This is a genomic window from Halorubrum sp. Atlit-26R, assembly GCF_003666015.1.
Taxonomy (GTDB): Archaea; Halobacteriota; Halobacteria; order Halobacteriales; family Haloferacaceae; genus Halorubrum.
In genome coordinates, this window is sequence record NZ_QPLT01000002.1 from 284,430 (window position 1) to 308,283 (window position 23,854).

The following is a 23,854-nucleotide window of genomic DNA, read 5'->3' on the forward strand; positions in this document are numbered from 1 at the left end:
GTGACTCCCGGAGTCCGTATAGTCGTTGCGTCGTGCGTGCGTCTGACGCCGCGGCGGCCGGCGATTGACTCGACTAGTCGCCGGCGGCCGAGACCGATCCCTCGGCGGCCGCCGTCCGGTCCTCGCGAATCAGGTCGGCCGCCCGCTCGGCGATCGCTATCGTCGGCGCGTTCGTGTTCCCGCCGACGAGCGTGGGCATCACGCTCGCGTCGACGACGCGGAGCCCCTCGACCCCGCGGACTCGGAGCTCGTCGTCCACGACCGCGGCCTCGTCGTCGCCCATCTTACACGTCCCGACGGGGTGGTACACGGTGTGACACTCCTCGCGGACGTGCCGGGCGATCTCCGCGTCGGTCTCGACGTCATCGCCGGGCCACAGCTCGCGGCCGACGTACTCCGAGAGCGCGTCCTGGTCGGCGATCTCGCGGGCGCGCTTGACGCCCTCGACGAGGGTTTCGAGGTCCGCGCGCTCGCCGAGGTAGTTCGGGTCGATGGCGGGCGCCTCGAACGGATCGTCCGAGGCGAGCCGGACGCGGCCGCGGCTCTCCGGTCGGAGCTGCGTCGCGCCGATCGACAGCCCTCTCCCCTCCTCGGGGTTCGCGAGCCCGTGTTCCATGAAGTACGAGGGCGCGAAGTGGAACTGGAGGTCCGGCCGGGAGAGGTCCTCGTCGGTTCGAACGAAGCCGCCGGCCTCGCCGACGTTGGAGGTGAGCTTCCCGCGCTTGCGGACGAACCAATTAAACAGGTCCCGGAGGCTCCCGGCGTCGTCGAGCGTGCTGACGTCGTCTTCGGCCTCGTAGACGGCGAACGCGAACAGGTGGTCCTGGAGGTTCCGGCCGACGCCGGGCGAGGCCGCCTCCACGTCGACGCCGCGGTCCGCGAGGTGATCCGGATCGCCGATCCCCGAGAGCATGAGCAGCTGCGGGGAGTTAACGGCGCCGGCGCTGAGGACGACTTCCTCGGTCGCGTCGACGGAGCGAGCCTCGCCGTCCTGCTCGTACTCGACGCCGGTCGCGCGGCCGCCCTCGACGGTCACTTCCGTCACCTGCGCGCCGGTCTCGGCGGTGAGGTTCGGCCGGTCGAGCGCCGGCTTGAGGTACGCGTCGGCCGCGCTGTGGCGTTTCCCGTCCTTCTGCGTGACGTGGTAGAGGCCGACGCCCGCCTGCTCCGCCCCGTTGAAGTCGTCGTTGCGGTCGTACCCGGCCTGGGCGGCCGCGCGGACGAACGCCTCGGATGCCGGCCGCGGCGACGACTGGTCGGTGACGTTGAGCGGCCCCTCGTCCCCGTGATACCGTGACGCCGACGGCTCGAACGTCTCCGCGCGCTTGAAATACTCCAGCATCGCGTCGTACGCCCACCCGTCGTTGCCCAGCTCGGCCCAGCCGTCGTAGTCCGACGGGTGGCCCCGAACGTAGATCATCGCGTTGGTGGAGGAACACCCGCCGAGCGTCTTGCCGCGCGGCCAGTAGAGCTCCCGGCCGGCACAGCCGTCCTGCGGCTCGGTGTAGTACTCCCAGTCGGCCTCGCTTTTGAACAGCTCCGGGAACGCCGCCGGAATCGAGACGTTCCGGTCGTCGTCGGGCGTACCCGCCTCCAAGAGCAGGACCGTCGTCTCGGCGTCGGCGGTGAGTCGATTCGCGAGGACGCACCCCGCCGACCCGGCGCCGACCACGACGAAGTCGTATTGCTTGCTTGTCATGGACAGTCGTGGACGGTCGGACAATTAAGTGTACCCGTGCTACCGGCTTTGTTGAAATCCTCAGAAATTGATATTTTCGCACCCTAATCGCTCAGTACAGAGGAAGAGATGAGCGATAGCGGGAGTAGGTGTAGTATATCGTGACCGAGGTCGTTTATAAATGGGATTTCGGTTTTGCCGTTGGCTGTTTATAAATGGTTGAGGCTGGTGGGATGACAACCGCCAAAGCCCCAGCCGGGAGGCCGGCGCACGCTCGCTGCGTTCCTCAGTCGCTCACTTCGCTCGCTCCCTGCGGTACTTACTTCGCCTGCGCCGGCCTCCCGGCTGCCCCTTTGAGTCCCGCCCCGCACAGCGACCGCACCTCACACCTCCCCAGCCTCGTCGCTGGCGGTCTTCGCTTCGCTCGACCGCCAGCGACTCCCTCGCACCGTCGGTTCGCGGCCCTCCGGGCCGCTCACCGGGGCGCGCCACCGCCTGTCATTTATAAGCCCTCGTCGCCGTCGCTCACGACTATTTAAATAGGACATTGTGGCCGGCAATCTGAGATACCCACTCCCGTAACCGATCGAGAAGCACGCTTCAGCGACCAATCGTTACAGACGAGAATATGTCTGAAGAAGAGGATTTCAGCAGAGCCGTGCTACCGAAACGCGACACGTCACGCGAACCGCCGCGCACCGCCGGCGGGGCGCCGTCCGACGACGTTTTCCCTCTCTGGCGGCGTTGCCACACGTGGAACCTGATTCCGTCCGAGAGTCGTGGACGAACCGGGCGGGCGAATACTCACCGGCGTACTACGCGCACTACGGGCCCAACGAGACGAGCGCGCTGATCCGCGAGGCGCTCGACACGCACCTCGACCGCGACGCGGCCGTCCTCGAACTGGGGTGCGGCTCGGGCCGACACCTCGAACACCTCGCCGCCCACGGGTTCGAGAACCTCTCGGGGATCGACATCAACGCCGAGGCGTTCGAGACGATGCGAGACGCCTACCCCGAACTCGCCGCGCATGGCACGTTCTACTGCGGCGCGATAGAGGACCTCGTGGAGGAGTTCGACGACGGCGCGTTCGACGCGGTGTACTCGGTCGAGACGCTACAACACCTCCATCCGGACGTCGAGTCGGCCTTCGCGGAGATCGCGCGGATCACCGACGAGGTGCTCGTCACGGCCGAGATCGAGGACCCGACGCGCGAGTCGGCGTCGGGCGACCCGGACGTGAACTACGTCGACGACGAGACGCCGCTGTACTACCGGGACTGGGGCGAGATATTCACGTCGCTGGGCCTCGTCGAGGTCGACGTGGTCCGCGGCGACAGGGACACGACGCGGACCTTCCGCGTCTCCGACTGATCGCCGGCCTCGACGAGGTCAGTCCCGTCAGCGGCGAGCCGGCCTCCCGCGCGACTTTTATCCGCGAGCCGACTACCTCGACCACATGGCGACTCGCGAGGCCCTCTGGGGGTACCGGAACCGGTTCGGCGACGCCTTCGGGCGCACCTACTTCCGCCGGTTCGGGCCCGGCGTCGTCTCCAGCGTCGGGATCGGGACGTACCTCGGTGCGCCGACGCCCGCGGTCGACGACGCCTCGCGCGAGTCGATCGGACTGGCGCTCCGCTCGGGCGTGAACCACGTCGACACCGCCGCGAACTACCGCTGCGGTCGCGCCGAGCGCGTCGTCGGCGAGGCGCTCCGTGACGCCCCCGTCGACCGCGAGTCGGTGGTCGTCGCGACGAAGGGCGGCTTCCTCCCGTTCGACGGCGAGCGCCCGGACGACCCGAGCGCGTACGTCCGCGAGCGGTTCGTCGAGCCCGGCATCGTCGATCCCGACGAACTCGCGAACGGCGCTCATGCCCTCACTCCTGATTACCTCGAGTGGTCGCTGGACCGCTCGCTCGACCGGCTCGGCCTCGACGCGGTCGACTGCTTCTACGTCCACAACCCCGAGACGCAGCTGGCGGCCCGGTCGCGAAACGAGGTGTACGACCGGATCGAGGCCGCCTTCGAGGCCCTCGAACGCCGGCGCGCAGCCGGCGACGTCGGCGCGTACGGCGTCGCGTCGTGGAGCGCGTTCCGCGTCCCCGAGGACGCCGACGACTACCTCTCGCTCGACGAGGTGCTCGCCCGTGCCGAGGCCGCCGGCGAGGCGGTCGGTCCCGACGACGACCACGGGTTCGAGGCGATACAGCTCCCGTTCAACGTCGCGATGGCGGACGCGTTCACGCGGCGGAACCAGCCCGCGCCGCCCGGAACCGACGCCGACGGGCCCGTCTCGACGCTCGAATTCGCCCACGAGGCCGGGCTCTCGGTGGTGACGAGCGCGAGCGTCGGACAGGGAGACCTGACGGCCGAGGGCGAGATTCCGGCGGACGTCGACGCGACGCTCGCCGGGGAGACGCCGGCCCAGCGCGCGCTCAACTTCGCGCGGAGCGCGCCGGGCGTCACCTCGTCGCTCGTCGGCACGACCGACCCCGCCCACCTCCGCGAGAACGTCGCGGCCGGCACCTTCGACCCGCTCGGCGCGTCGGCGTTCGACGCCGTGTTCGAGTGAGCCGGACGGCGCCCGAGACGCCGCGGAGTCGGCCCCGTCGACCGCGACGCCGCGCATCCGGAACCGGCGACGGACGCCACAAAGCGTTTGTCGGACCCCGTCAAAGCCCGTTCCATGGCCCCCACGCGACGAGCCCTCCTCGGGAGCGCCGCCCTCGGCGTCGTCGGCGCGCTCGCGGGCTGTTCCGGCGCGAGCGACCCGCAGGCGGAGTCCGCCCGACCGCAGACGAGAGGCACGGAGATGGACCCGACGGTCGTGAAGCCGCGGAACCCGTCCGGCGAGAGCGTCCTCCTCGACGGGAGCGAAGCGAACGACGAGAACGAGCCAGCCCGGATCGGTCGCGAGCTCGTCACGAGCGCGGACCGAGCGGACGAGCTGTTGGTCGCCGAGAGCGTCTCCGACGCGGACCGCGAGCGGGTCCGGTCGTTCCTCGACGAGACGGACTACGAGACGGAAACCGTGTACGTCTCGCCGGCCGGCGTCGAGTCGTGTGAGCGGCTCGACATCGAGTCGGTGTCCTGGCAGCCCGGGCGCGTCGAGTACGAGTACTGTAGCGAGCTTCGCCCGCCCGACGAGTCGTGCGAGGCCGACGAGCGGGTCGCGCTGGCACTCCTCTTCCGGCTCCCGGTCGCGCTCGACGAGCGGATCACCCAGTCCGGCTCCAGCGGGCACTCGCCGTGTCGGACGACGGACACCGAGTACGCCGTGCTCGACGGGAACGCGACCGTGACCGGGAACGCCACGGCCACCGACGAGTGGGGTGACTTCTGATGCCGCGACGGCTCACCCGGCGCGACGCGCTCGCGGCCGCCGGCGCCGTCGCGCTCGGCTCGCTCGCCGGGTGCTCCGGCAGAGGGAGCGGGCCGCGGTTCTGGGACGACCCGCCGTCGCTCGACGTCGAGGGCGTCCCGCGCGAGTTCGACGACCCCGTTCCGTCGGCGCCGCGGCTCGTCCCCGTCGACGTCGAGCCCGCGGTCGCGGGCGCGTTCGCAGACCGGGTGGACCGCCTGCTCTCCCCGATCCCGGAGCCGCTGACCGAGGAGCGGCTCCCGAACGGCGAGATCCGCGAGCAGGTCGAAACGGAGCGGGCGGCGGCGCGCGAGTCGCTCCCGGCTTCTGACGAGTCGCTCCCGCCGCTCCGGGCCGCCGAGCGGTACGCCATGGCGCGCGACCACGCCGCGACCGCCGTCGGCACGTGGGCGGCCGTGACCGTCGAGGGCGACCCGGAAGCGGTGGCCGCGGACATCGGGACGGTTCGGAACCGGGCGTTCGAGACGCTGGAGGAGCTGCCGGGGGTCGCGACGGACTCCTCCGCCGGCGCCGCCGTCTACGGCCCGATCGAACGGTGGTACGACGAGGCGCGGCGGCGGACGCTGGTCGGCGGGAGTGCCGGCCCCGAGGAGCGCGCGAACCCGCTTCGGGTCGGAGATGCGGTCGGGGAGGGCGAGCGCGTTCAGTCGTACGTCGAGGCGGGTCGGTACCTCCGCGATCGGTACCGGAGCTCGCTCGCCGATCCGGAAGCGGTCGCCGAGCCGCTCCGTCGAGAGGCGGAGCGGGTGGGCGCCGAGGTCGGGGAACGGCTCCGTGAACTCCACGGGGGGGAACCCGACCGACTCCGATCGAGCCCGGGGACCGAGGCGTTCCTCGACGATCGACCGGTCGCGCGGGACGCGCCGAGCGTCTCGCAGCTCTCGACGGCCCGCTACCGGACGTTCGAGGACCTCCGGTTCGACCCGATACCGCTCGACGACTACGAGCCGGACCATCCGGCGACCGCGTTCACGCGGACGCTCCTCGCGCGCGTGCGGTTCCGCGGGCTCGACGCCCTCGCCTCGCGTATCGAGGACGGCGAGGCGATGTTCCCCGACGACGCGGCCGCGGTCGGCGCCGCGCGGAGCGCAGCGATCGAATCGGTGACGACGCTCGCGGGGAGCGAGAACCCGCTGGCCCGGTGGCTGGCGACGCAGTTCCTCCCGCTGTTCGCGGAGCCGGACGGGGCGCTCGCGGCGGGCGACCGGAACGCGCGGTCGACGGTCGAGGCGTACACCGCCTATCGGTGGATCGAGACGGTCACGGGCGAGGCGCGGACGGTGACGGAGTCGGTCAGGGACTCGTTCGAGGCGTACTGAGCGCGGTCGAGCGAGGACGAATCGACCGCGACGGGAGAGAGAGAGAGAGAAGAGAGGGCGACGACAGCGGGGACCGCTCAGCGAAGCTCCTTGAACCGCGCGCCGCACTCCGGACAGATGCGGACCGAGAACACCTCGTCGGGGTCGTTCTCCTTTTTCAACACCTGCTCGCAGTCGGCGCAGTTCAGCCGCTCGTAGGTGTCCTTCATCAGGTCGCCGTCGCGGAGCCCCTTGCGCGTGGATTTCATACCCCGCCGTTCGGGGCCGGGGCGGATAAAAACCCCGTACGACATCGGTCAGACGATCGGCCGAAATCGGCGTCAGGCGGAGCGAGACCGGCGTCGGCCCGACGATCGCGGTTCGAGGTCCGAGCGCGGCCGCTTTCGCAACGCTTGTGTCCGGGCGCGCGGAATCGCCGCCGTGTCACGGACCAGGCTGTTCGGATCGCTCTGCGCGCTGGTCTTCCTCGTCAACTTCGCTCGCGTCGTGTTCGCCCCCCTCGTGGGCGAGTTCATCGACGCGTTCGGGATCCGCGAGGGGACCGCCGGGCTCATCGTCACCCTCGCGTGGCTCGGCTCGGCCGCCCCGCGCCTCCCGGCCGGCTGGGCGCTCACGCGCTTCACGCGGCGCAGCGTGATCGTCGTCTCCGGCGCGATGCTGACCGCGGGCGCGCTCGGCGTCGCGCTCGCCCCCGGCGTCCTCGCGTTGATGGTCGCCGCCTTCGCGGTCGGCCTGGCCTCCGGCGTCTACTTCGTCGCCGCGAACCCGTTCATCTCGGAGCTGTTCCCGCAGCGCGTCGGGCGCGTGATGGGCGTCCACGGCATGGCGAGCCAGCTCTCGGCCGTCATCGCCGCGCCCGCGGTCACCGTCGCGCTGTGGTACGACTGGCGCTACGCCTTCTACGCGCTCGCGCTCGCCGCGGCGGCCAGCACGGTCCTGTTCGTCGCGCTCGCGAAGCGGACCGACCTCCCCGACGCCGGCGCGAGCGACACGGACTTCCTCGCGGCCGCCCGCGGCGAGTGGAAGCTGATCGCGGCGGGCGTCGTGCTGATGGGACTCACGAGCTTCGTCTGGCAGGGCCTGTTCAACTTCTACGAGCTGTACATGATCGACAAGGGGCTGCCGCGCTCGACCGCCCGGAACCTCCTGACGGTGATCTTCGCCGCCGGCGTCCCGGCGTTCCTCGTCTCGGGCGACCTCGCGGACCGGCTCCCCCACGTCCCGTACCTGCTCGGCATCGTGGCGTCGTTCGTCGGCGGCGTCGTCCTCGTCGTCGTCGCGGAGGGGCTGGCGGCGGTGATCGCCGCGAGCGTCGTCGTCGGGTTCGCCATCCACATGCTGTTCCCGGCCGGCGACACGTACCTGCTCGCGTCGTTACCCGACGAGTCGCGCGCGTCGGCGTACGCGATGTTCTCGGCCGGGATGATGTCCACGCAGGCGGCCGGCTCCTGGGTCGTCGGCGAGGCGATCGAGGCGGGGGCGGGGTACGACGCCGTCTTCCTCGCGCTCGCGGGCGGGTTAGTGGTCCTCGTCGGCGCGTACGCGGTCCTGTACCGCCTCGGACGCGTCCCCGGCGGCGCGGCGGGCGCGACGCGGGCGGCGTGACGCGGAGACGGCGCCGGACCCGGGGAGCGTGGACCCGGGCAGCGAGGACTCGCGAAGAGCGTCCCGGTCAGGTTGGTGGTACCGCACCTGTTTTGGGCGTCGCTCCCGTGTGATCGGTAAATGGAGTACGTTCAGGAGCGCGTGACGACCCTCCACGCGTTGACCGACCACCGGCCCGACGCCCCGACGGACCGCGCGGCGGTGGTCGTGCCGATGACCGAGCGCGAGTACGGGACGCTCGCGGCCGAGCGCGTGCTCTCGACGCTGGAAACGGTCGACCCGGCCCGAGTGATCGTCCCGCTGCGGGCGTCGGCGGACCGCGCCGGCCCGTTCGCGGAGTGGCTCGACGGGTTCGACCTCGACGTCGAGACGCTGTGGTGCGACGGTCCCCGGCTCGCGTCGCTGCTGGAGGCGCGGGGGCTCGACGGCGAGCGCGGCAAGGGGCGAGACGTGTGGCTCGCCTTAGGTCGCGCGCTCGACGAGGAGTTCGTCGTCGTCCACGACGCCGACACGAAGACCTACTCGCCGGCGTTCGTGAACCGACTGCTGTTCCCGCTGGGCGAGGGGTCCCGGTTCTCGAAGGGGTACTACGCCCGCGTCGAGGACGGCTCGCTGTACGGGCGGCTGTTCCGGCTGTTCTTCCGGCCGCTCGTCCGCGCGCTCGGCGACGCTGCGCCCGGTCGGACGCCCGACGTTTTAGAGTACCTCTCGGCGTTCCGCTACGCGCTCGCCGGCGAGTTCGCGGCGACGAGCGACCTCGTCTCGCGGCTCCGCGTCCAGCGCGGCTGGGGGTTAGAGGTCGGGACGCTGGGCGAGGCGTTCGGCCACGCCGGCTTCGCGGACAGCGCGCAGGTCGACCTGGGTCGATACGAGCACGACCACCGCTCCGTCGATGGACCGACCGGCCTCGCGGACATGAGCCGGGCGGTCGGCGAGGCGACGCTGCGCGCGGTCGAGGACGCCGGCGTCGACGTCGACTACGACGGGCTCGCGGAGCGGTACCGCGACGCCGCGGAGACGCTGGTCGACGGCTACGCGACCGACGCGGCGTTCAACGGCCTCTCGTACGACGCCGCCGACGAGCGCTCGCAGGTGGCGACGTACGCCGAGGCGCTCGGCGAACCCGGCCCCGACACGCGGCTCCCGGCGTGGGAGGACGCCCCGGTCGACCCCGACGAGATCCGGGAGGCCGCCCGCGAGGACCTCGACGCGGTCCGCGGAGACGGGGCGACCGGCAGCGTCGACGCCGTCGGCGCCCGGCCGACCGACGACGCACAGGCGGAGCCCGCCCCGGGGGAGGACTGAGATGGCGGACGGACCGAGCGTCGCCGCGCGCGACGACCTCGCCGGCGTCGTCGACCTGTTCGGGTGGCTCACGCGCGCGGAGCTGTCGAACGCGCTCTCGGAGTTAGCGTTCAAACAGCGGGCCGAGGTCGACGAGGCGGCCATCGACGCCGCCATCGACCTCGCGGTCGCCGAGTACGCGCTCGTGCCGGCGCCGGCCGGAGCGCTCTCCGGCGACGCGCCCGCCGACGACGGTGCCTCAGCGGACGGCGAGGCGGACCCCACCGCGGAATCGACCGCCCTCGCGGTCGGCCCGGCCGCGTTCCCGACGCTCCCGGAGGGCGCCGAGGACCTCCCGCACATCCTCGACGTGCCGGACCGCGGGGTCGACCGCGATGTCCTCGCGGACGCGGTACTCGATCGGCTCCACGAGGAGGCGGTCGAGGCGATAGGAGAAGGCGACGACGAGCGGTTGGAGACGCTCGCGGACGTGACCTACGACGTGGAGGCGTGGGCGCCGGTCGACGTCGACCCGGTCCGGACGCGGATCCTCGCGGAAGTCGACGAGGAGGGCTGAGTCGGGGCGCGCCGCGGTCGCCTCACCCGGAGAACTCGGACTCGCTCACGCGGACGACGACGGTCTCGTCGACGTCGCGGAGGTCGTACTCCGGCGTCTCGCCCTGTCGCCGCCGGACGAAGAGCGGCTCCACCGGGCGCCCGTCGACGAGGCCGAACACCTTCAGGCGCTGGTCGGTCTCCTCGGGGGGCACGTCGCCGTCGCGGACCTCGCGGGCGAGGTCCCGGGAGAGCCACTCGTCGGTCGCGACGGACGGCTCTAACACGAGCGCCTCGTCGACGAAGCGCGCGAGGTACCAGTCGAGGTCGTTGAGCAGGGAGACGGCGGCGCCGAGGCTCACAGTGTCGACGGCGACGCTGTTCTCGAACGGCTCCTCGACGTCGTACGTGGCGAGCGCGTCGCGAGCCGTCTCGCGGGAGAGCAGCTCGTAGGAGAGCTCCACGTCGGGGTCGCCGAGGAGACACACCCGCGTCATGTCTCCCACTCGGACCGGCCGGCGCAAATCCGTTGCGGTCGCAGGGTGTGTCGTTCGCCGCGCGACGCGCTCAGAACGTCGAGACGTCGCCCTCGATGACGCTGCGGGTCACGTCCGTCACGTCCGCGAGCTCGCGGTCGACGATCTCGAGGATGTCCGCCTCGATGTCGCCCAACGCGACCTCCTCCTCGGTGACGATCTGCGCGTCCGCGACGTGGGGCTCGTCGATCGGGCGGCCGATCTGGGAGAGCAGTCGGACCTGGAGGTCGCGGATGCCGTCGACCTCGCTCGTGACCGACTCCGCGACGCGGGTCGAGAGGAGGTTGTATATCTTCCCGATGTGGTTGACGGGGTTCTTCCCGGAGGTCGCCTCCATCGACATCGGGCGGTTCGGAGTGATGAGGCCGTTCGCGCGGTTGCCGCGGCCGACCGAGCCGTCGTCGCCCTGCTCGGCGGAGGTGCCGGTGACGGTGAGGTAGACGGAGCCCTCGTCGTAGTCGTCGGCGGTGTTGACGTCGACGTGGACCTCGCGGTCGGTGTACTCGCGGGCGAGGTCGTCGACGTACTCGCGGACGGAGTCGACCGCGTCGTCGTACTCGTCGAGGCCGTCGACGTAGGCGTCGACCATCGCGGCGGCGACGGTGATGTCGATCCGGTCGCCCTCGCGTTTGCCCATGATCTTCACGTCGGGGCCCAGCTCGGGGTGGTCGTCGTGGTAGGTGGTGTTGAGCGCGCGCTCGGCCTCGCGGACGATGGTCTCCGTCTCGGTGAGCGGGGCGTGGCCGACGCCGAAGGAGGTGTCGTTGGCCATCGGGACCTCCTGGGTCTCCTCGCCGAAGACGTCCTGGAGGTCGCCGGAGCCCTCGCCGAGCTTCACGTCGACGACGACGTCGGTGCCGTACTCGAGCTCCGGGATCGCCTCGGAGAGGTAGTCGCGGGCGGCCGCGAGCGCGGTCGAGTCGACGGGGAGCTGCTCGCCGTCGTACTCCTTCGTGGCGCGGCCGACGATGAGGATGTAGATGGGCTCGACGACCTCGCCGCCGCCGAACGCGGGGGCCGCGCGACCGGCGACCAGCTGCGTCTCGTCGGTGTTGTAGTGGAGCACCTTGCCGACGCGGTCCAAGTAGAGCTGCGAGAGCCCCCGCGAGACGGACTCCGCGACGCCGTCGCAGATGGAGTCGGGGTGACCGATCCCCTTTCGCTCGACGATCTCGACCTCCTGGTCCTCGACCGCCTGTCGGTCGAGGCGACTGACCTGTATGTTCCGGTCCATTGTTCATCGGTACTCCGCCGTCGGCAGTATAACTTGCGGAAACTCTTCAGGTACGGCGAATAATCCAGAGTAATTCGGTGCCGCGGCCGAGAGATTCCGATCCGTCGACGTCGGTTCCGGTGACTCAAGCCAGCGTTTGCGTCTCGGCAATACCTTTCAGCCGCATGTCTGTACATTGGGTATGGACGAACTCGCGCCCTCTCGCCGCCGATTCCTCGCCGGCGCGCTCGCGGGGGGAATCGGCGCCGCCGCGGGCTGTCTCGGAACCGGGAGCGACGGCGACGCGGCCGACGGACCGGAGCTCAGGCTCTCGCTCTCGCGGGTCGGCGGATCGCTGCGCGACCGCTACGTTCACGGCCGCGACGACCCGCCCGAGGAGTGGGACGAGGCGGCCCTCGACGCGGTTCTGGCCGGCGAGCCGTACGCGACCCAGCACCGGAAACCGTTCTTCGCGACCCCCGACGACCCGGCGTACGTCCTCCGTGACGGGACCTACTACGAACTCGGCTCCGTCGTCGTCGACGAGGTCGCCGAGACCTATCCGGTCCTCCGACTCTTCGAGGTCGATAGCGACGGCGATTCGAGCGCGGGCGACGACGGGGAGTCGGCGGTCGACGCCGGCGAGGACGGCGATCTCCCCGAGGCCGACCGGCGCGCGGTCCACATCGCGCACTTCGCGGCCCGATCCCGTGGGGACGTTGGCGGCTATCCCGTCGGGCTGGTCCAGCGGGGCGGTTACGCGTACCGCAACGAGACCGCCCGCGCGGAGAGCGTGCTACTCGACGACGACGGGCCCGACCGCGTCACCTACAGAGACTCCACCTACCGGGTCGAAATCGAACGCGAACGGTTCCACGAGGCGGTGTACCGGCCGACCGCGGAGGCGGTCGCCGAGAGCCCCGAACGGGTGGAGGCGATCCTCCGAGCGACGTTCGTCGGCCCCAGGGTTGAGCGGGACGACCTCTCCGACGAGGCCGACCGAATTCTCCGACGGGCGGTCGGAGACGAGTACGCCGAGACGCACCCGTACTCCGACGCGTACGTCGAGTTGCTCCGCGCTATCGACGCGCGGCCGTACGTCGACGGGAACATCCGAAAGGACGCCGGCGTCGGGGTGAACGAGGAGGAGATGATCAGCTACGGCGAGGAGTACTACGAGCGTTACCTCCGGATTTTGGACGAAGAGGACAACTGACGGCGCGAGGCGTTTCCAGCCGGTCTCAGCGGACCGCTGCGTACGCCTCGGCCATCACGTCGAGCGCCTCGCGGAGCTCGGCCTCGTCGGTCGCGTACGAGATGCGCGCGTGGCCGGCGCCGCCATCGCCGAACGCCTCGCCGGGGACGACGACCACGCCGCGGTCGATACACTCGTCGACGAACCCCTCCGGGACGCGCGGCATCGCGTAGAACGCTCCCTGCGGCGTCGGGCAGTCGATACCGATGTCCTCGAACCCCTCCAAGAGGATGTCCCGCCGGCGCTCGAAGGAGGCGGTCATCTCGTCGACGACGTCGCGGTCGCCCCGGAGCGCGGCCTCCGCGGCGTACTGCGCCGGCGCCGAGGCGCACGCCTGCGCGTACTGGTGGACGCGGAGCATGCGCTCGACGCGCTCCTCGGCGCCGTACACCCAGCCGAGCCGCCAGCCCGTCATCGAGAACAGCTTCGAGGCGGAGTTGACGACCACGACGTTGTCCGTCTCGGCGAACTCGATCGGCGAGTAGTGCTCGCCGTCGAAGACGGTGTACTCGTACACCTCGTCGGAGATACAGAGCACGTCGTGTTCGTCGGCGACCCGCGCGAACTCCCGCACGTCTTCCTCGGAGGAGACCGCCCCAGTGGGGTTGCCGGGGGAGTTCACGACGAACGCGGCGGTATCGTCGGTGATCGCGTCCTCGATGGCGGCCGGATCGATCGTGAGGTCGTCGCGGAGCGGCACCGGAACGGGTTCGCCGCCGGTCAGCTTCGTCAGCGCGTCGTAGGAGACGAACCCGGGATCGGGGATCAACACCTCGTCGCCGGCGTCGACGTGCGCCTCGAGGGCGACGTGGAGCGCCTCGCTGCCGCCCGCGGTCGCGATGACGTTCCCGGGGTCGAGGTCGATCCCCTGATCTGCGCGATGCTTCTCGGCGATGGCCTCCCGGAGCGAGCGGGTGCCCTTGTTCTCGGTGTAGGCGTCCGCCTTCCCGGACTCGATGGCGTCGACCGCGGCCCGCCGAGCGTGGTCCGGCGTCGGGAAGTCGGGCTGGCCGAGCCCGAGGTTGATCGCGTCGTCGCCGGCCGCCTCGAACACCTCGCGGATCCCGCTTATCGAGATCCGCTCGACCCTGTCGGAGAACGTCGTCATACCTGAGAGGGAGCGCCGCCGCGAGTTAGTTCTTGTCACCACCGACGCCGCTCCCAGACCGGCCGCCGCCCCTCGCGGCTCGCGTCCTCTCGAATCCGCCCGTCCGCGTCGGTCGGCAGCGCGAACCGCCCTCGGAGGACGCTCGGCACCTCCTCGGCGCGGGCGCGCAACAGGGCGTCGTCGACCGCGCGGAGCCGGAGCATGGGCCGCCCCGGTCCCACCGGCACCTTGATCGACTCGATCAGCTCCCGGTCGACGAGCGCCTGCCGGTCGCCGGTGAACTCCTGTGCCGGGGCGATCCCGACGCCGTCGGTCCCGACCCACGTCCGAAGGTCCCGGAAGAGGTGGTCGTGTCGCGCCGCGAGCGCGACGAGGAGCGTCCGGTCCGACACCGCGGTCGTGCGGCCGAACTCGCCGGGGTCGAGCGACGCCAACAGGGCCGCCAGGTCGTCCGCGAACCGGTCGTCGAGGACCTCGCGCGCGTCGGCGAGCAGCCGTGTCCGCGAGGGCATCTCGACGGTCGCCGGCGACGCCGCGTCGAGCCGCGACTCGGCGGTCGCGCGGGCGCCGTCGACTGCCTTTGGGTCGGTGTCGGCCGCCGCCGAATCGGTGTCGACCGCAGTCGTCGCGAGCGTGCGGTCTCCGTCTGGACCGACGACGGCGTCGACGCGGTCCGGGCTCGCGAACAGCGTCCCGCCCGTCCCGTGTCCGAGCGGCTCGCCGGTCCGGACCCGTATCTCGTCGTTCTCGACCGCCTCGGCGACCGCGGTACCGAGGACGAGCGCGCGCGAGAGCGCGTCGACGACGCCGGGGCGGCACGCGATCCGCCACGGGTCCCCCGAGGTGCGCTCGCGAGCGGCGAGCACCGCCGGGAGCAGCCGGATCGGCACGCCGACCGCGACGACCGCGGACCGGCCCGCCAGCGCGGCCTCGACCGCCTCGGCGAGCGGGTCGTCGGGACGCGGGAGGGCGTCGGCGACCTCGGACCCGTCGCTGCCGGCGTCGGCGTCGCCCCCTGTTCCGGCGTCGTCCGCGGTCACACCGATCGGTGACTACCGCGATCCGAATGAGCGTTGCGCCGGTCACGGGGGGCGCCGCTGGGTCAAAGGAAAGCCACGTGAGCGAAAGCGCCGAGGGAAAGCCACGTGAGCGAAAGCGTCGTGAGCGCCGGGCTCAGGGCGCCCGCCCGAACACGAGGTAGCCCGTGTGGCCCACGCCCGCGGTGGAGGGGCGGGAGCCGCGGTCGGAGAAGTCCATCTCGCGCTGGATCGTCTCGAGCGTCTCGACCTCGTCGAAGCCGGCCTCGCGCGCGGCGAGGGCCGCCTCGCGGGTCCCCTCGACGAACGGCGAGTAGACGGCGAGGCGGCCGCCGGGCGCGAGCAGGTCGTCCGCGCGCTCGACGACCGCCGGGGCGTCGCCGGTATCGAGCGTGAGGGCGTCGAACGGCTCCGCGTCGGCGAGGTCGTCTAACTCCTCGGTGAGGTCGCCGGTCCGGACCTCGACGCGGTCGGCGACGCCCGCGGTCCGCATGTTGTCGCGGGCGACCTCGGCGAACTCGGGGTCGACCTCGTAGGTCGTCACGTCGGCGCCGGCGCGGCCGAGGTACGCGGCGAGGATGCCCGTGCCGGTGCCGGCGTCGAGGACGCGGTCGCCGCCGGACGCGCCGGTGTGGCCCATCACGAGCCCCACGTCGCGCGGCATCATCGGCGCGCCGGTGCGTTCGAGGTGGTTGAACAGGTCCGGGCCGCGGAGCGCGCGGACCTCGAAGACGGTGCCGAGATGGGTCTCGACCTCGTCGCCGGCCGCGACGTCCTCCGGGACCTCGATCACGCCGAGGTCGGTGCCGAACTCCTCGCCGGGCTCTAAGAGGTACTCGCGGTCCTCGTGGACGAGCAGGTACGCGGCGTCCGTCACTGGAGGTCGAGGATCGCGGCCGCCAAGTCGCCGTCAGTGTCTTCGAGCGCCGCGCGGGCCTCGGACTTCGAGACGCCGGCTTCTCCGGCGACCTGTTCGACGTCCTCCTCGGGGATGCCGTCGTCACCGTCGTCCGCGTCGTCGAGCGCGGGGTCGTCCGCGTCGCCGCCCTCGACCGCGGCCGCGCCGCCGGCGCCCGCGTCGGCCACCGCGTCGGGCGAGCCGACGATCTGGTAGGTCTCCTGGCCTTGGGCGTCCATCTTGGTGACCTGGGCGCCGTCGAAGACGAGGTCGTCGCCGTCGGCCGTCTCGATGACGACCCGCTCGGCGTCGAGCTCCTCGACGTCGATCCCCATCTGTTTCATCATCTGTTTCATCTTCCGCGGGTTCATGCCGCCGCCTCCGAACATGCCAACCGGTTCGGCCGGACGACACAAAAAGGGTGTCGACACGGGGCGAAGCGGCGCCGCGCTACGGGAGGGCCGCGGTCTCGGTTGCGGCGAACCCGACCGAGACGGCGGGGTTGATACGTGTCGCGCGCGAGGCGGAGATATGTACCTCGCGGACCACACCTGGCCGGAGCTGGGCGACGCGCTGTCGGACGGCTCCGTCGCGCTCGTCCCGCTCGGCTCGACCGAACAGCACGGCCCGCACCTCCCGCTCGCGACCGATCACCTGATCGCGGAGGGGCTCGCGACGGCGGCCGCCGAGCGGTCGGACGCGTTCCGGACGCCGACGATCAACGTCGGCGTCAGCCCGCACCACCGGCAGTTCCCGGGGACGATGTGGGTCGACCCGCCCGAGTTCCGCGACTACGTCGAGTCGTTCTCGCGGAACCTCGCGTACCACGGCATCGACCGGATCGTGTTCGTCAACGCCCACGGCGGGAACGTCCAGCACCTCCGGGAGGTCGGCCGCCGGCTCCACGAGGACGAGGTCGCCTACGCCGTCGAGTGGATGTGGGACGAGTCGATTCCGGAGCTCGTCGACGACCTCTTCGAGCGCAACGGCCCGCACGCCGGTCCCAAGGAGACCGCGATGATCACCCACCTCGCGCCCGAGCTCGTCCGCGAGGATCGGCTCGAAGACGCCCGCGACGGCGGCCTCGTCGACCTCGAGAGCGCCGACACGATGGTCCACGGCGCGCGAACGTTCTACGACGCGGTCGACAACTCCGCGAACGGCGCGTTCGGCGACCCGACCGACGTGACCCCGGAGAAGAGCGAGCGCCTGTTCGAGGCCGCCGCGGGCCAGCTCGTCCAGTTAGCGGAGTGGATCGGCGAGCGCGACGAGGCGGAGCTGTTCCCCGAGCCCCGAGTGGAGCGGGAGCCGACTTAGTCGTCGAACCGGTCGCCGAGGGCCTCCCGGAGCGCGGCGTCGGCCGCCGCCCGCCTCCCGTCCAGAATCTCGAACCGCTCGCCGCGGCGGCGTTCGAGCCAGCGCAGCAGGCGGGCGGCCCAATCGAGCTTCCGGGCCTTCATCGGATCGACGTCCGGGTCGTCGAAGTTCCACCCGGGGAAGACCAGTTCGCCGGCGCCGACGTGGTCGGCGAGGAACGCGGCGCGGTCGCCGTCGGTGAACCCGCCAGTGTTCCGGACCGGCCCCGCCGGGGCCGCCTGCGTCGTCGCCAGCGTCCACTCGTCGGCGAACCGCGGGAGCCACTCGCGGACCGCCGGGACGTTGTCGCCGTGAGCGTGGGCTGCGACGGGCACGCCCTCGCGGGTCAGTTCGGCCGCCGTCTCCGGGTTCTTGTCGAGGTCGGTCACCATACAGTCGACGGCGACGCCGCGGTCGGCGAGCACGTCCGCGGCCGTGGATGCGGCGACGACGACGTCGGCGTCGCGGGCGAACGCGACCTCGTCGGCGAGGCACGGCGCCGCGCCCGCGACGGCGACCGTTTCCCCTTCCCAGTCGCCGAGGCGGTCGAGCGGGAACGGGGTCGCGAGGTCGGCGGCGACGTCGCGGGCGCGCTCGTCGGCCGCCCGATCGAACCCGAAGTCGGCGAGGATCGCCTCGTAGACGGGCTCGAAGGTCGCGAATTTCACGGGCGGACCACGCTCCGGGGAACCGTCGCGCCGGGCGCAGAACGGCGCCGCCGCTCGCCGGGCGAATTATGGTATGGACCGGAGTGGCACAGAGTACCCCTACCCGCGTGCCCCTCCGGCGTCCGGTCGATCGGTTGTCTACACGAGGGCATAAACTTTCTCTTAATTCACGTCGCGGGCGATCTCGTCGATCGCGGCGTCGAGCGGGTCGGAGACGCCTGATACGGCCTCTCGGACCGCCTCGATCGCGGCCGGCGTCCCGATCAGGAGTCCGCGGCGGTCGCTCGCGGGGCCGTCGTCGGGGGAGCCGTCGCCCGCTGGACCGGCCGAACCGCCGGTGCCGCCGTCGGTCGCAGAGGGGGTTGGCGGGGTCCCCGCGCGGTTCGGATCGCCCAGCGCGAACGCCGCGCCGCTCGCGTCCCCGCCGACCGTCGCGGCGCGCAGGGCGCCGACCGCCGCGTCGTCGAGGCCGGAGAGCTCGTAGGTGCGGACGACAGCGTTGCGGGCGACGTCGCGGTCGCCCTGCCTCGCCCCCGCCGCGCCGATCCGGTCGAGGTGGCGCTCGGCCTCTCGGACCGTCGTCACGTCGAGCTCTTCGACCGCGACCGCGTCGGCGTCGCCGGCGGAGCGGTGGCGGTCGCGGGCGAACTCGGCGCCGACCAGGGCGGCGTCGCGCGTCTCCGCCACGTCGTGGGTCCGGATCACGTGGGCGCCGCGCTCGACCGCCATGGACGTGGCGGCGAGCGAGACCGGGAGCGCCTCCTCCGTGCTGCGGCCGGCGATCGTCTTCAGGAAGCTCTTGCGGTTGATCGAGACGAGCAAGGGGCGGCCGTAGCCGCGGAACTCGCGCAGGCGGTGGAACGTCTCGCGGTCGTCCTCGTGGGTCTTCGCCTCGGACCAGCCGCCGAACGCGGGGTCGAGGATCGTCTTGTCGGTGAGGCCGTTCATCGAGAGCGCCTCGTAGATGTCACCGACGTCCTCGATCGCTCCCGGTCGCTCCAAGTCGGGCGGCGAGGCCATCTTCGAGACGGCGGCGTCGTGTTCGCGGCAGACGCGGGGCATCTCCGGGTCGGCGAAGCCGCAGATGTCGTTGACCATGTCGAAGCCGCGCGAGAGGGCCTCGTCGGCGACCTCGTGGTAGCGCGTCTCGATCGACCAGACGGCGTCGCCGGAGGTCGATTCGAGGGTCTCTATCGCGGTGTCGAGCCGCTCTAACTCCTGTTCGGCCGAGAGCACGTCGAGGTCCTTGTTGGCCGATTCGAGGCCCACGTCGACGATGTCGGCGCCCTCGCCGATGAGTTCCTCGTCGACGTACGCCGCGGCCTCGCCGGGGTCGTCGTACACGCTGGGGTCGTACGGCGACTCCTCCGAGACGTTGAGCACGCCCATGATCCGGGGCGGGTGGTCGTCGCCGATCCCCAGCCCCGCGGCGTCCACGTTTCGCATACGATTACCACGGGCGCGAGCGACATAAACGGGGCGAGTACCCGACGCGCTCGCCGGGGAACTAGTCGCATATCTATTTATAAACGGTCACGGTGCGGTGGCGCGTGCCGACGAGCGGCCGAAGGCCGCGAGTCGCACGCGCGAGGGAGTCAGTCGCCGGAGCGAAGCGGAGGCGACTGACGAGGCTGGGGAGGCGTGAGGTGCGGTTGCGGGGCGGTCGGGTTGGACTCAAAGGGGCAGCCGCGAGGCGGGCGCAGGCGACGTAAGCACCGAAGCGAGGGAGCGAACGAAGTGAGCGACTGAGCGAGGAGCGCAGCGAGCGTGCGCCCGCCTCGCGGCTGGGGCTTTGGCGGTGTTCGCCGTCGGTCCGTCACCAGCTATTTATAAGTCGCCGACTGGGATTCTGGCGGTCTACACCGTTGATCCGTCGCCATCTATTTATAAACAGATGGACGGCCACCTAAACTCTATTTATAAGTCGAACCGAAGCGAGTCGCCCACTTCGACGCCGTGGCGGTCGGTCCACTCGTAGGGGACTTCCAACACGTACTGGCCCGAACCCGGATACCGCTGCTCCTCGCCGTCCTCGTTCGGTCCCGGTTCGGGCGCGTTGTGGATCCGGACGACCTCCCGATCGCCGTCGACGAAGACGATATCGATGCCGAAGCTCATCCGACGCATCACGTACGTCAGGCTCTGTCGGGGCGCGTCGTAGACGAACAGCATCCCGCCGTCCTCGGGCAGCGCCTCGGCGTCGCTGAGCCCGAGGAGACGCTTGTCGCCGTCGTCCGCGATCGCGGCGGTCACCGACCCCCGTTCCTCTCCCTCGGGACTCTCGACGGTCACGGTCGTCGTCTCGTAGTCGGCGTACGGCTCGCTGGGCCACTCGATATCACCGTTGGTTCCGTCACCCGTATCGTCTTCGCCCGAATCGCTGCCGTCGCTCCCCACGTCCCCGCCCCCGAGACAGCCGGCCGCGGCGCCCGCGGTCGCAACAGCGGTCACTCCGAGGAGCCGACGGCGTCTCATACACACACCGAAGTGATTCGTGGATTTAAAAAGCCGGTTCCGCCGGACGGCGGAGGGACCGGCTTCGTGCCGGGAAGGACGCGCTTTTATCGCCGCCGGAGCGTAGCCTACGACATGGCGAAAGTGAGCATCGGCCTCCGCGGATGGCGCTTCGAGGAGGACGAGATATTCACCGACGACGAGGAACTGAAGCCCCTCGACGAGATTCCGGAGGACCCCCGGGAGCGACTCGTGCGGCTCGTCAGCCTCGTCGAGGAGCCCTGCGACGTCTGTTACCTCGACTACGGCGAAGAGGAGATCAACCGCTGTAACCAGGCGGAGATCGTGTACGGAGAGCCGGAGGGCGAGGTGCTCCTCTGCCCCGAACACGAGCCGGACCTGCTCTACTGGTTCCGCGAGGAAGGCGGCAGCGAGTACAAGGGGTCGGTCGAGTTCGCCGACCGCTTCCACGAGTGGGTCGCCGCCGGCAACGAGGCCCCCGAGGGGTACGCCTCCGTCGAGCACGTCGATGAGGACCCCGACGGGCTACCGGACCTGCCGGACCAACAGGAGGTCCAAGAGCGACTGGAGGAGGACTTCGAGGGCGAGCGGATCGACATCCTCGAACTCGCCGGACAGGAGGACACGGAACGCGAGGAGATCACCGAGGAGGAGCTCTCGGACTCCGACATCGACCTCTCGGCCGACTACCCGTCGGACCGATGAGCGGCGGCGAGGGAAGCGAGGGGAGCGCGACCGCGACCGACGAGGGGAGCGACGACTCCGGCGGCGGCCGCCGGAAGCCCGTCGTCGTCGTCGTCGAGCCCGAGACGCCGGGCAACGTCGGCACCATCGCGAGGGCGATGAAGAACTTCGGGCTCTCCGACCTCAAGCTCGTGGACCCGCCGGAGATAGAGGAGGACGGCGAGGCGTACGGCTTCGCCGGCCACGCCCGCGAGGACGTGCTGCCGAACGCCGACGAGGTCACCTTCGACGAGGTCGTCGCGAACTACCACACCGTCGGCACCACCGCGATCACCGGCGAGGACGACCGCAGCCACGAGCGCTTTCCGTTCAAGACGCCCGTCGAGCTGCGCGAGTCGCTGAAGACGGTCGACGCGCCCACGGCCATCGTCTTCGGCCGCGAGGGGCGCGGACTCAACAACGAGGAGCTCTCGCGGCTCGACGAGGTGTGCTCGATCCCGGCCGACGACGACTACCCCGTCCTGAACCTCGGGCAGGCCGCGACCGTGCTCCTGTACGAGCTCCGCGACCTCACCGTCGACGAGACGCAGCTGCCCGACACCGAGGTGACCCGCGCCCCGGAGGCGGACGTCGAGCGCTTCCACGAGTTCTACGGGGAGTTCCTCGCGGCGACCGGCCAGCGAGAGCACGTCCGCGAGAAGAACGAGCTGCTGATGCGCCGGCTGCTCGGCCGCGCGCACCCCACCGAGCGCGAGATCCACACCCTGCTCGGCACCTTCCGGAAGGCGAACGCGAAGTTGGAGCACGCCGACCACCTCGCGGCGAAGTACGACGAGCCGCCGTATCCCAAGGAGCAGTGACAGTGCGCGGCCCCGTCTTCGACGAGGACCTGTTAGCCGGCGTGCACGACGTTTCGCCGCTGATGCTCGGCATCGCGCCGTTCGCGCTCGTCGCCGGTATCGCGACGGTCGACGCCGGGCTCGGCCTCGCCGAGGCGGTCGGGATGTCCGTGATCGTGTTCGCGGGCGCCTCCCAGCTCGCCGCGCTGGAGCTGCTCGGCGAGAACGCCCCCCTCGCGGTCGTCGTCGGCACGGCCGTCGTGATCAACCTCCGAATGCTGATGTACTCGGCCTCCATCGCGCCGCACTTCGCCGACTACGGCCGTCGCCTCCGCGCGGGGCTCGCCTACCTGCTCACGGACCAGGCGTACGCGCTCTCGGTCGCCGAGTTCGACGAGAACCCGGACCGCAGCCGGTGGCGCTACTACCTCGGCGCGGCCGCGTCGCTGTGGCTCGTTTGGCAGATCGGGACGGTCGCCGGCGTCGTCCTCGGCGCCGGCGTCCCCGACGCGTGGGGGCTCACCTTCGCGGTGCCGCTCGTGTTCCTCGCGCTCCTCGTCCCCGCGATGAAGGACCGGCCGACCACCGTCGCGGGCGTCGCGGCCGGCGCGGTCGCCGTCGTCGCCGCCGGGCTCCCGCTCAACCTCGGCCTGCTCGTCGGCGCGCTGTGCGGGATTGCGGCCGGCCTGGTGACGGAGGTGCGGGCCTCGTGACGGACGTGGTCGACGCGGTCGTGACGGACGCGGTCGATGCGGAGGTGACCGCGCCGTGACCGGCGCGCTCGCCGGGCTGGTCGCCTCGCCGCGCGCCTGGGTCGCCATCGTCGTCATCGGCGTCCTCACCTACGGGATCCGGCTCTCCTTCATCCACCTGTTCGGGCGGATCGACGGGGTCCCGACGCGCGTTCAGCGGCCGCTGCGGTACGTCCCGCCGGCGGTCCTCGCGGCGCTCGTCCTCCCCGACCTGGTGACGCTGCGCCCCTCGGTCGCCGCGACCCTCCTCGACGAGCGGCTGATCGCGGGCGCCGTCGCCGGCGCGGTCGCGTGGCGGACCGAGAACGTGTTCGCGACCATCGCGACCGGGATGGTCACCCTGTGGATCTTCCGATTCGTCGTGTTCGCGTGAGGGGCGCGAAGCGACTCCGGACCGGCGAAACTGGCCCGAGTCAGTCGAACCGGTCCGGGTGGCGCCTCGCCAGCGCGAAGGCGACGACGCCGACGAGGAGGGCGATGACGAGCGCGCGCTCGACGCTCACGAACCCCCGGACCGACGAGATCGCGTACGAGGTCGCCGCGAGGGCGAGGACGGCGTAGCCGACCGCGGCGACGCCGAGCAGCGCGGGGCGAGCATCCGGATTCTTCCAGAGTCGGAGCCGCGTCGCGGCCGCGGACGCGGCGCCGACGAGGACCCCGACCGGGAGTCCGACGAGCGCGGAGAACTCGGTCGTCGCCGCGAGCAGTTCCGTGACGCCGGCGGCCGCGACCAGGAAGCCGGTCACCCCGACGCCCACCGTCGCGACGAGTCGCCAGTTCATGCCCGTCCGGTCGCGGCGAGGCGAGATAAACCGTCGCGTCAGCGCTCGCGCTCGGTCGCGCGCTCGCCGGAGGGGTCGCGCGTCTCGGCGGCGTCGCGGTCGACCGGGCGGTCGAACCGCGCCCCGTCGTCGCCTCGCGCCTCGCGTTCGCGGGCGGCGGCGATCCGCTGGGCGCCGTCGGCCAGCGAATCGAGCGCGGCGAGCAGCCGGTACGAGAGGTACGGCCCCGCGGCGAGCACGAGGACGACCCAGACGCCGAACAGGATCTGGCCGATAATCACGAGCGAGTAGACGAACACGAGGAGACTCACGGCCGCGAGGACGGCACCGATCGGCGTGCGGAGGGCTTCGGAGGGGGAGAGCGGGTCGTGCGACATGGGCGGCGCTACCGGCGGAATCAACTTAAAAATACTCGGACCGCAACCGCG

Annotated in this window: 26 protein-coding genes; 13 read left to right on the top strand and 13 right to left on the bottom strand. The window is 71.3% G+C overall.

Annotation, left to right across the window (positions count from 1 at the left end):
- Positions 1 to 73: 73 nt before the first annotated feature.
- A complete protein-coding gene (locus tag DVK07_RS03830) occupies positions 74 to 1,699 on the bottom strand; it encodes a GMC family oxidoreductase (protein WP_121595816.1) in 1,626 nt (541 codons plus the stop codon).
- Positions 1,700 to 2,431: 732 nt separating this feature from the next.
- Here DVK07_RS03830 and DVK07_RS03835 point away from each other — a divergent pair.
- The 4 genes from DVK07_RS03835 (at position 2,432) to DVK07_RS03850 (ending at position 6,379) form a co-directional block, all read left to right on the top strand.
- Positions 2,432 to 3,052 carry a bifunctional 2-polyprenyl-6-hydroxyphenol methylase/3-demethylubiquinol 3-O-methyltransferase UbiG gene (locus DVK07_RS03835; protein ID WP_121595817.1) on the top strand — a complete coding sequence of 207 codons (621 nt, stop codon included), beginning with the start codon at positions 2,432 to 2,434 and terminating at the stop codon, positions 3,050 to 3,052.
- A gap of 85 nt (positions 3,053 to 3,137) precedes the next feature.
- Positions 3,138 to 4,250: an aldo/keto reductase gene (locus tag DVK07_RS03840; protein ID WP_121595818.1), complete on the top strand. Its 1,113-nt coding sequence runs from the start codon at positions 3,138 to 3,140 to the stop codon at positions 4,248 to 4,250.
- A 114-nt stretch (positions 4,251 to 4,364) separates the two neighbouring features.
- Positions 4,365 to 5,021: a hypothetical protein gene (locus DVK07_RS03845; RefSeq protein ID WP_121595819.1), complete on the top strand. Its 657-nt coding sequence runs from the start codon at positions 4,365 to 4,367 to the stop codon at positions 5,019 to 5,021.
- On the top strand, positions 5,021 to 6,379 hold the full coding sequence (locus DVK07_RS03850; RefSeq protein WP_121595820.1) for a hypothetical protein: 1,359 nt from the start codon (positions 5,021 to 5,023) through the stop codon (positions 6,377 to 6,379). The genes DVK07_RS03845 and DVK07_RS03850 overlap by 1 nt, the downstream gene beginning before the upstream one ends.
- A 77-nt stretch (positions 6,380 to 6,456) precedes the next feature.
- On the opposite strand, the gene DVK07_RS23220 is transcribed toward DVK07_RS03850, so the two are convergent.
- The gene (locus DVK07_RS23220; RefSeq protein ID WP_004595617.1) at positions 6,457 to 6,627 is read right to left on the bottom strand and encodes an HVO_0758 family zinc finger protein; all 171 of its coding nucleotides are present in this window, start codon (positions 6,625 to 6,627) and stop codon (positions 6,457 to 6,459) included.
- A 172-nt stretch (positions 6,628 to 6,799) separates the two neighbouring features.
- On the opposite strand from DVK07_RS23220, the gene DVK07_RS03855 reads away from it, so the two are divergent.
- The 3 genes from DVK07_RS03855 to DVK07_RS03865 all read left to right on the top strand — a co-directional run bounded on the left by DVK07_RS03855 (position 6,800) and on the right by DVK07_RS03865 (position 9,845).
- Positions 6,800 to 7,984, top strand: coding sequence for a CynX/NimT family MFS transporter (locus tag DVK07_RS03855; RefSeq protein ID WP_121595821.1), 1,185 nt, complete (start codon positions 6,800 to 6,802; stop codon positions 7,982 to 7,984).
- Between the two features lie 120 nt (positions 7,985 to 8,104).
- Positions 8,105 to 9,289, top strand: coding sequence for a glycosyl transferase family 2 (locus DVK07_RS03860; protein WP_121595822.1), 1,185 nt, complete (start codon positions 8,105 to 8,107; stop codon positions 9,287 to 9,289).
- 1 nt (position 9,290) lies between these two features.
- A complete protein-coding gene (locus tag DVK07_RS03865) occupies positions 9,291 to 9,845 on the top strand; it encodes a hypothetical protein (protein WP_121595823.1) in 555 nt (184 codons plus the stop codon).
- Positions 9,846 to 9,867: 22 nt separating this feature from the next.
- On the opposite strand, the gene DVK07_RS03870 is transcribed toward DVK07_RS03865, so the two are convergent.
- Positions 9,868 to 10,320 carry a DUF5804 family protein gene (locus tag DVK07_RS03870; protein WP_121595824.1) on the bottom strand — a complete coding sequence of 151 codons (453 nt, stop codon included), beginning with the start codon at positions 10,318 to 10,320 and terminating at the stop codon, positions 9,868 to 9,870.
- 70 nt (positions 10,321 to 10,390) lie between these two features.
- Positions 10,391 to 11,593 carry a methionine adenosyltransferase gene (locus tag DVK07_RS03875; protein ID WP_121595825.1) on the bottom strand — a complete coding sequence of 401 codons (1,203 nt, stop codon included), beginning with the start codon at positions 11,591 to 11,593 and terminating at the stop codon, positions 10,391 to 10,393.
- Positions 11,594 to 11,774: 181 nt separating this feature from the next.
- On the opposite strand from DVK07_RS03875, the gene DVK07_RS03880 reads away from it, so the two are divergent.
- Positions 11,775 to 12,788, top strand: coding sequence for a hypothetical protein (locus DVK07_RS03880; RefSeq protein WP_121595826.1), 1,014 nt, complete (start codon positions 11,775 to 11,777; stop codon positions 12,786 to 12,788).
- A 25-nt stretch (positions 12,789 to 12,813) separates the two neighbouring features.
- Here DVK07_RS03880 and DVK07_RS03885 read toward each other — a convergent pair whose 3' ends face one another.
- From DVK07_RS03885 to DVK07_RS03900, 4 genes are all read right to left on the bottom strand, one after another.
- Positions 12,814 to 13,935 (bottom strand): pyridoxal phosphate-dependent aminotransferase, encoded by a 1,122-nt coding sequence (locus DVK07_RS03885; protein WP_121595827.1) that lies wholly within the window; start codon positions 13,933 to 13,935, stop codon positions 12,814 to 12,816.
- A 35-nt stretch (positions 13,936 to 13,970) separates the two neighbouring features.
- Positions 13,971 to 14,975, bottom strand: coding sequence for a DUF5821 family protein (locus tag DVK07_RS03890; protein WP_121595828.1), 1,005 nt, complete (start codon positions 14,973 to 14,975; stop codon positions 13,971 to 13,973).
- A gap of 133 nt (positions 14,976 to 15,108) precedes the next feature.
- Positions 15,109 to 15,849, bottom strand: coding sequence for a methyltransferase domain-containing protein (locus DVK07_RS03895; protein ID WP_121595829.1), 741 nt, complete (start codon positions 15,847 to 15,849; stop codon positions 15,109 to 15,111).
- Positions 15,846 to 16,259: a nascent polypeptide-associated complex protein gene (locus tag DVK07_RS03900; protein ID WP_121595830.1), complete on the bottom strand. Its 414-nt coding sequence runs from the start codon at positions 16,257 to 16,259 to the stop codon at positions 15,846 to 15,848. Before DVK07_RS03900 ends, DVK07_RS03895 begins: the two co-directional genes overlap by 4 nt.
- A 142-nt stretch (positions 16,260 to 16,401) precedes the next feature.
- Here DVK07_RS03900 and DVK07_RS03905 point away from each other — a divergent pair, with 142 nt between their 5' ends.
- The gene (locus DVK07_RS03905; RefSeq protein ID WP_121595831.1) at positions 16,402 to 17,187 is read left to right on the top strand and encodes a creatininase family protein; all 786 of its coding nucleotides are present in this window, start codon (positions 16,402 to 16,404) and stop codon (positions 17,185 to 17,187) included.
- Here DVK07_RS03905 and DVK07_RS03910 read toward each other — a convergent pair.
- The 3 genes from DVK07_RS03910 to DVK07_RS03925 all read right to left on the bottom strand — a co-directional run bounded on the left by DVK07_RS03910 (position 17,184) and on the right by DVK07_RS03925 (position 20,369).
- Entirely contained in the window at positions 17,184 to 17,894 is a 711-nt protein-coding gene (locus tag DVK07_RS03910; RefSeq protein WP_121595832.1) for a 6-hydroxymethylpterin diphosphokinase MptE-like protein, read from the bottom strand. The genes DVK07_RS03905 and DVK07_RS03910 overlap by 4 nt on opposite strands.
- 162 nt (positions 17,895 to 18,056) lie before the next feature.
- Positions 18,057 to 19,340 carry a dihydropteroate synthase gene (gene folP, locus DVK07_RS03915; protein WP_199719411.1) on the bottom strand — a complete coding sequence of 428 codons (1,284 nt, stop codon included), beginning with the start codon at positions 19,338 to 19,340 and terminating at the stop codon, positions 18,057 to 18,059.
- 471 nt (positions 19,341 to 19,811) lie between these two features.
- Positions 19,812 to 20,369 carry a DUF192 domain-containing protein gene (locus DVK07_RS03925; RefSeq protein ID WP_121595834.1) on the bottom strand — a complete coding sequence of 186 codons (558 nt, stop codon included), beginning with the start codon at positions 20,367 to 20,369 and terminating at the stop codon, positions 19,812 to 19,814.
- A gap of 114 nt (positions 20,370 to 20,483) precedes the next feature.
- Between DVK07_RS03925 and DVK07_RS03930 the strand changes: the two genes are divergently transcribed.
- Genes DVK07_RS03930 through DVK07_RS03945 form a run of 4 tightly spaced genes read left to right on the top strand, consistent with a single transcriptional unit; the run spans position 20,484 to position 23,017 of the window.
- A complete protein-coding gene (locus DVK07_RS03930) occupies positions 20,484 to 21,074 on the top strand; it encodes a hypothetical protein (RefSeq protein ID WP_121595835.1) in 591 nt (196 codons plus the stop codon).
- On the top strand, positions 21,071 to 21,913 hold the full coding sequence (locus tag DVK07_RS03935; RefSeq protein WP_121595836.1) for an RNA methyltransferase: 843 nt from the start codon (positions 21,071 to 21,073) through the stop codon (positions 21,911 to 21,913). Before DVK07_RS03930 ends, DVK07_RS03935 begins: the two co-directional genes overlap by 4 nt.
- Before the next feature lie 2 nt (positions 21,914 to 21,915).
- Complete coding sequence (locus DVK07_RS03940) at positions 21,916 to 22,605, top strand: AzlC family ABC transporter permease (protein WP_121595837.1); 690 nt, start codon at positions 21,916 to 21,918, stop codon at positions 22,603 to 22,605.
- 55 nt (positions 22,606 to 22,660) lie between these two features.
- Entirely contained in the window at positions 22,661 to 23,017 is a 357-nt protein-coding gene (locus DVK07_RS03945; protein ID WP_121595838.1) for an AzlD domain-containing protein, read from the top strand.
- A 40-nt stretch (positions 23,018 to 23,057) separates the two neighbouring features.
- On the opposite strand, the gene DVK07_RS03950 is transcribed toward DVK07_RS03945, so the two are convergent.
- Positions 23,058 to 23,426: a hypothetical protein gene (locus DVK07_RS03950; protein ID WP_121595839.1), complete on the bottom strand. Its 369-nt coding sequence runs from the start codon at positions 23,424 to 23,426 to the stop codon at positions 23,058 to 23,060.
- 38 nt (positions 23,427 to 23,464) lie between these two features.
- Positions 23,465 to 23,803, bottom strand: a complete 339-nt coding sequence (locus DVK07_RS03955; RefSeq protein ID WP_121595840.1) for a hypothetical protein — start codon at positions 23,801 to 23,803, stop codon at positions 23,465 to 23,467.
- Positions 23,804 to 23,854: the final 51 nt, after the last annotated feature.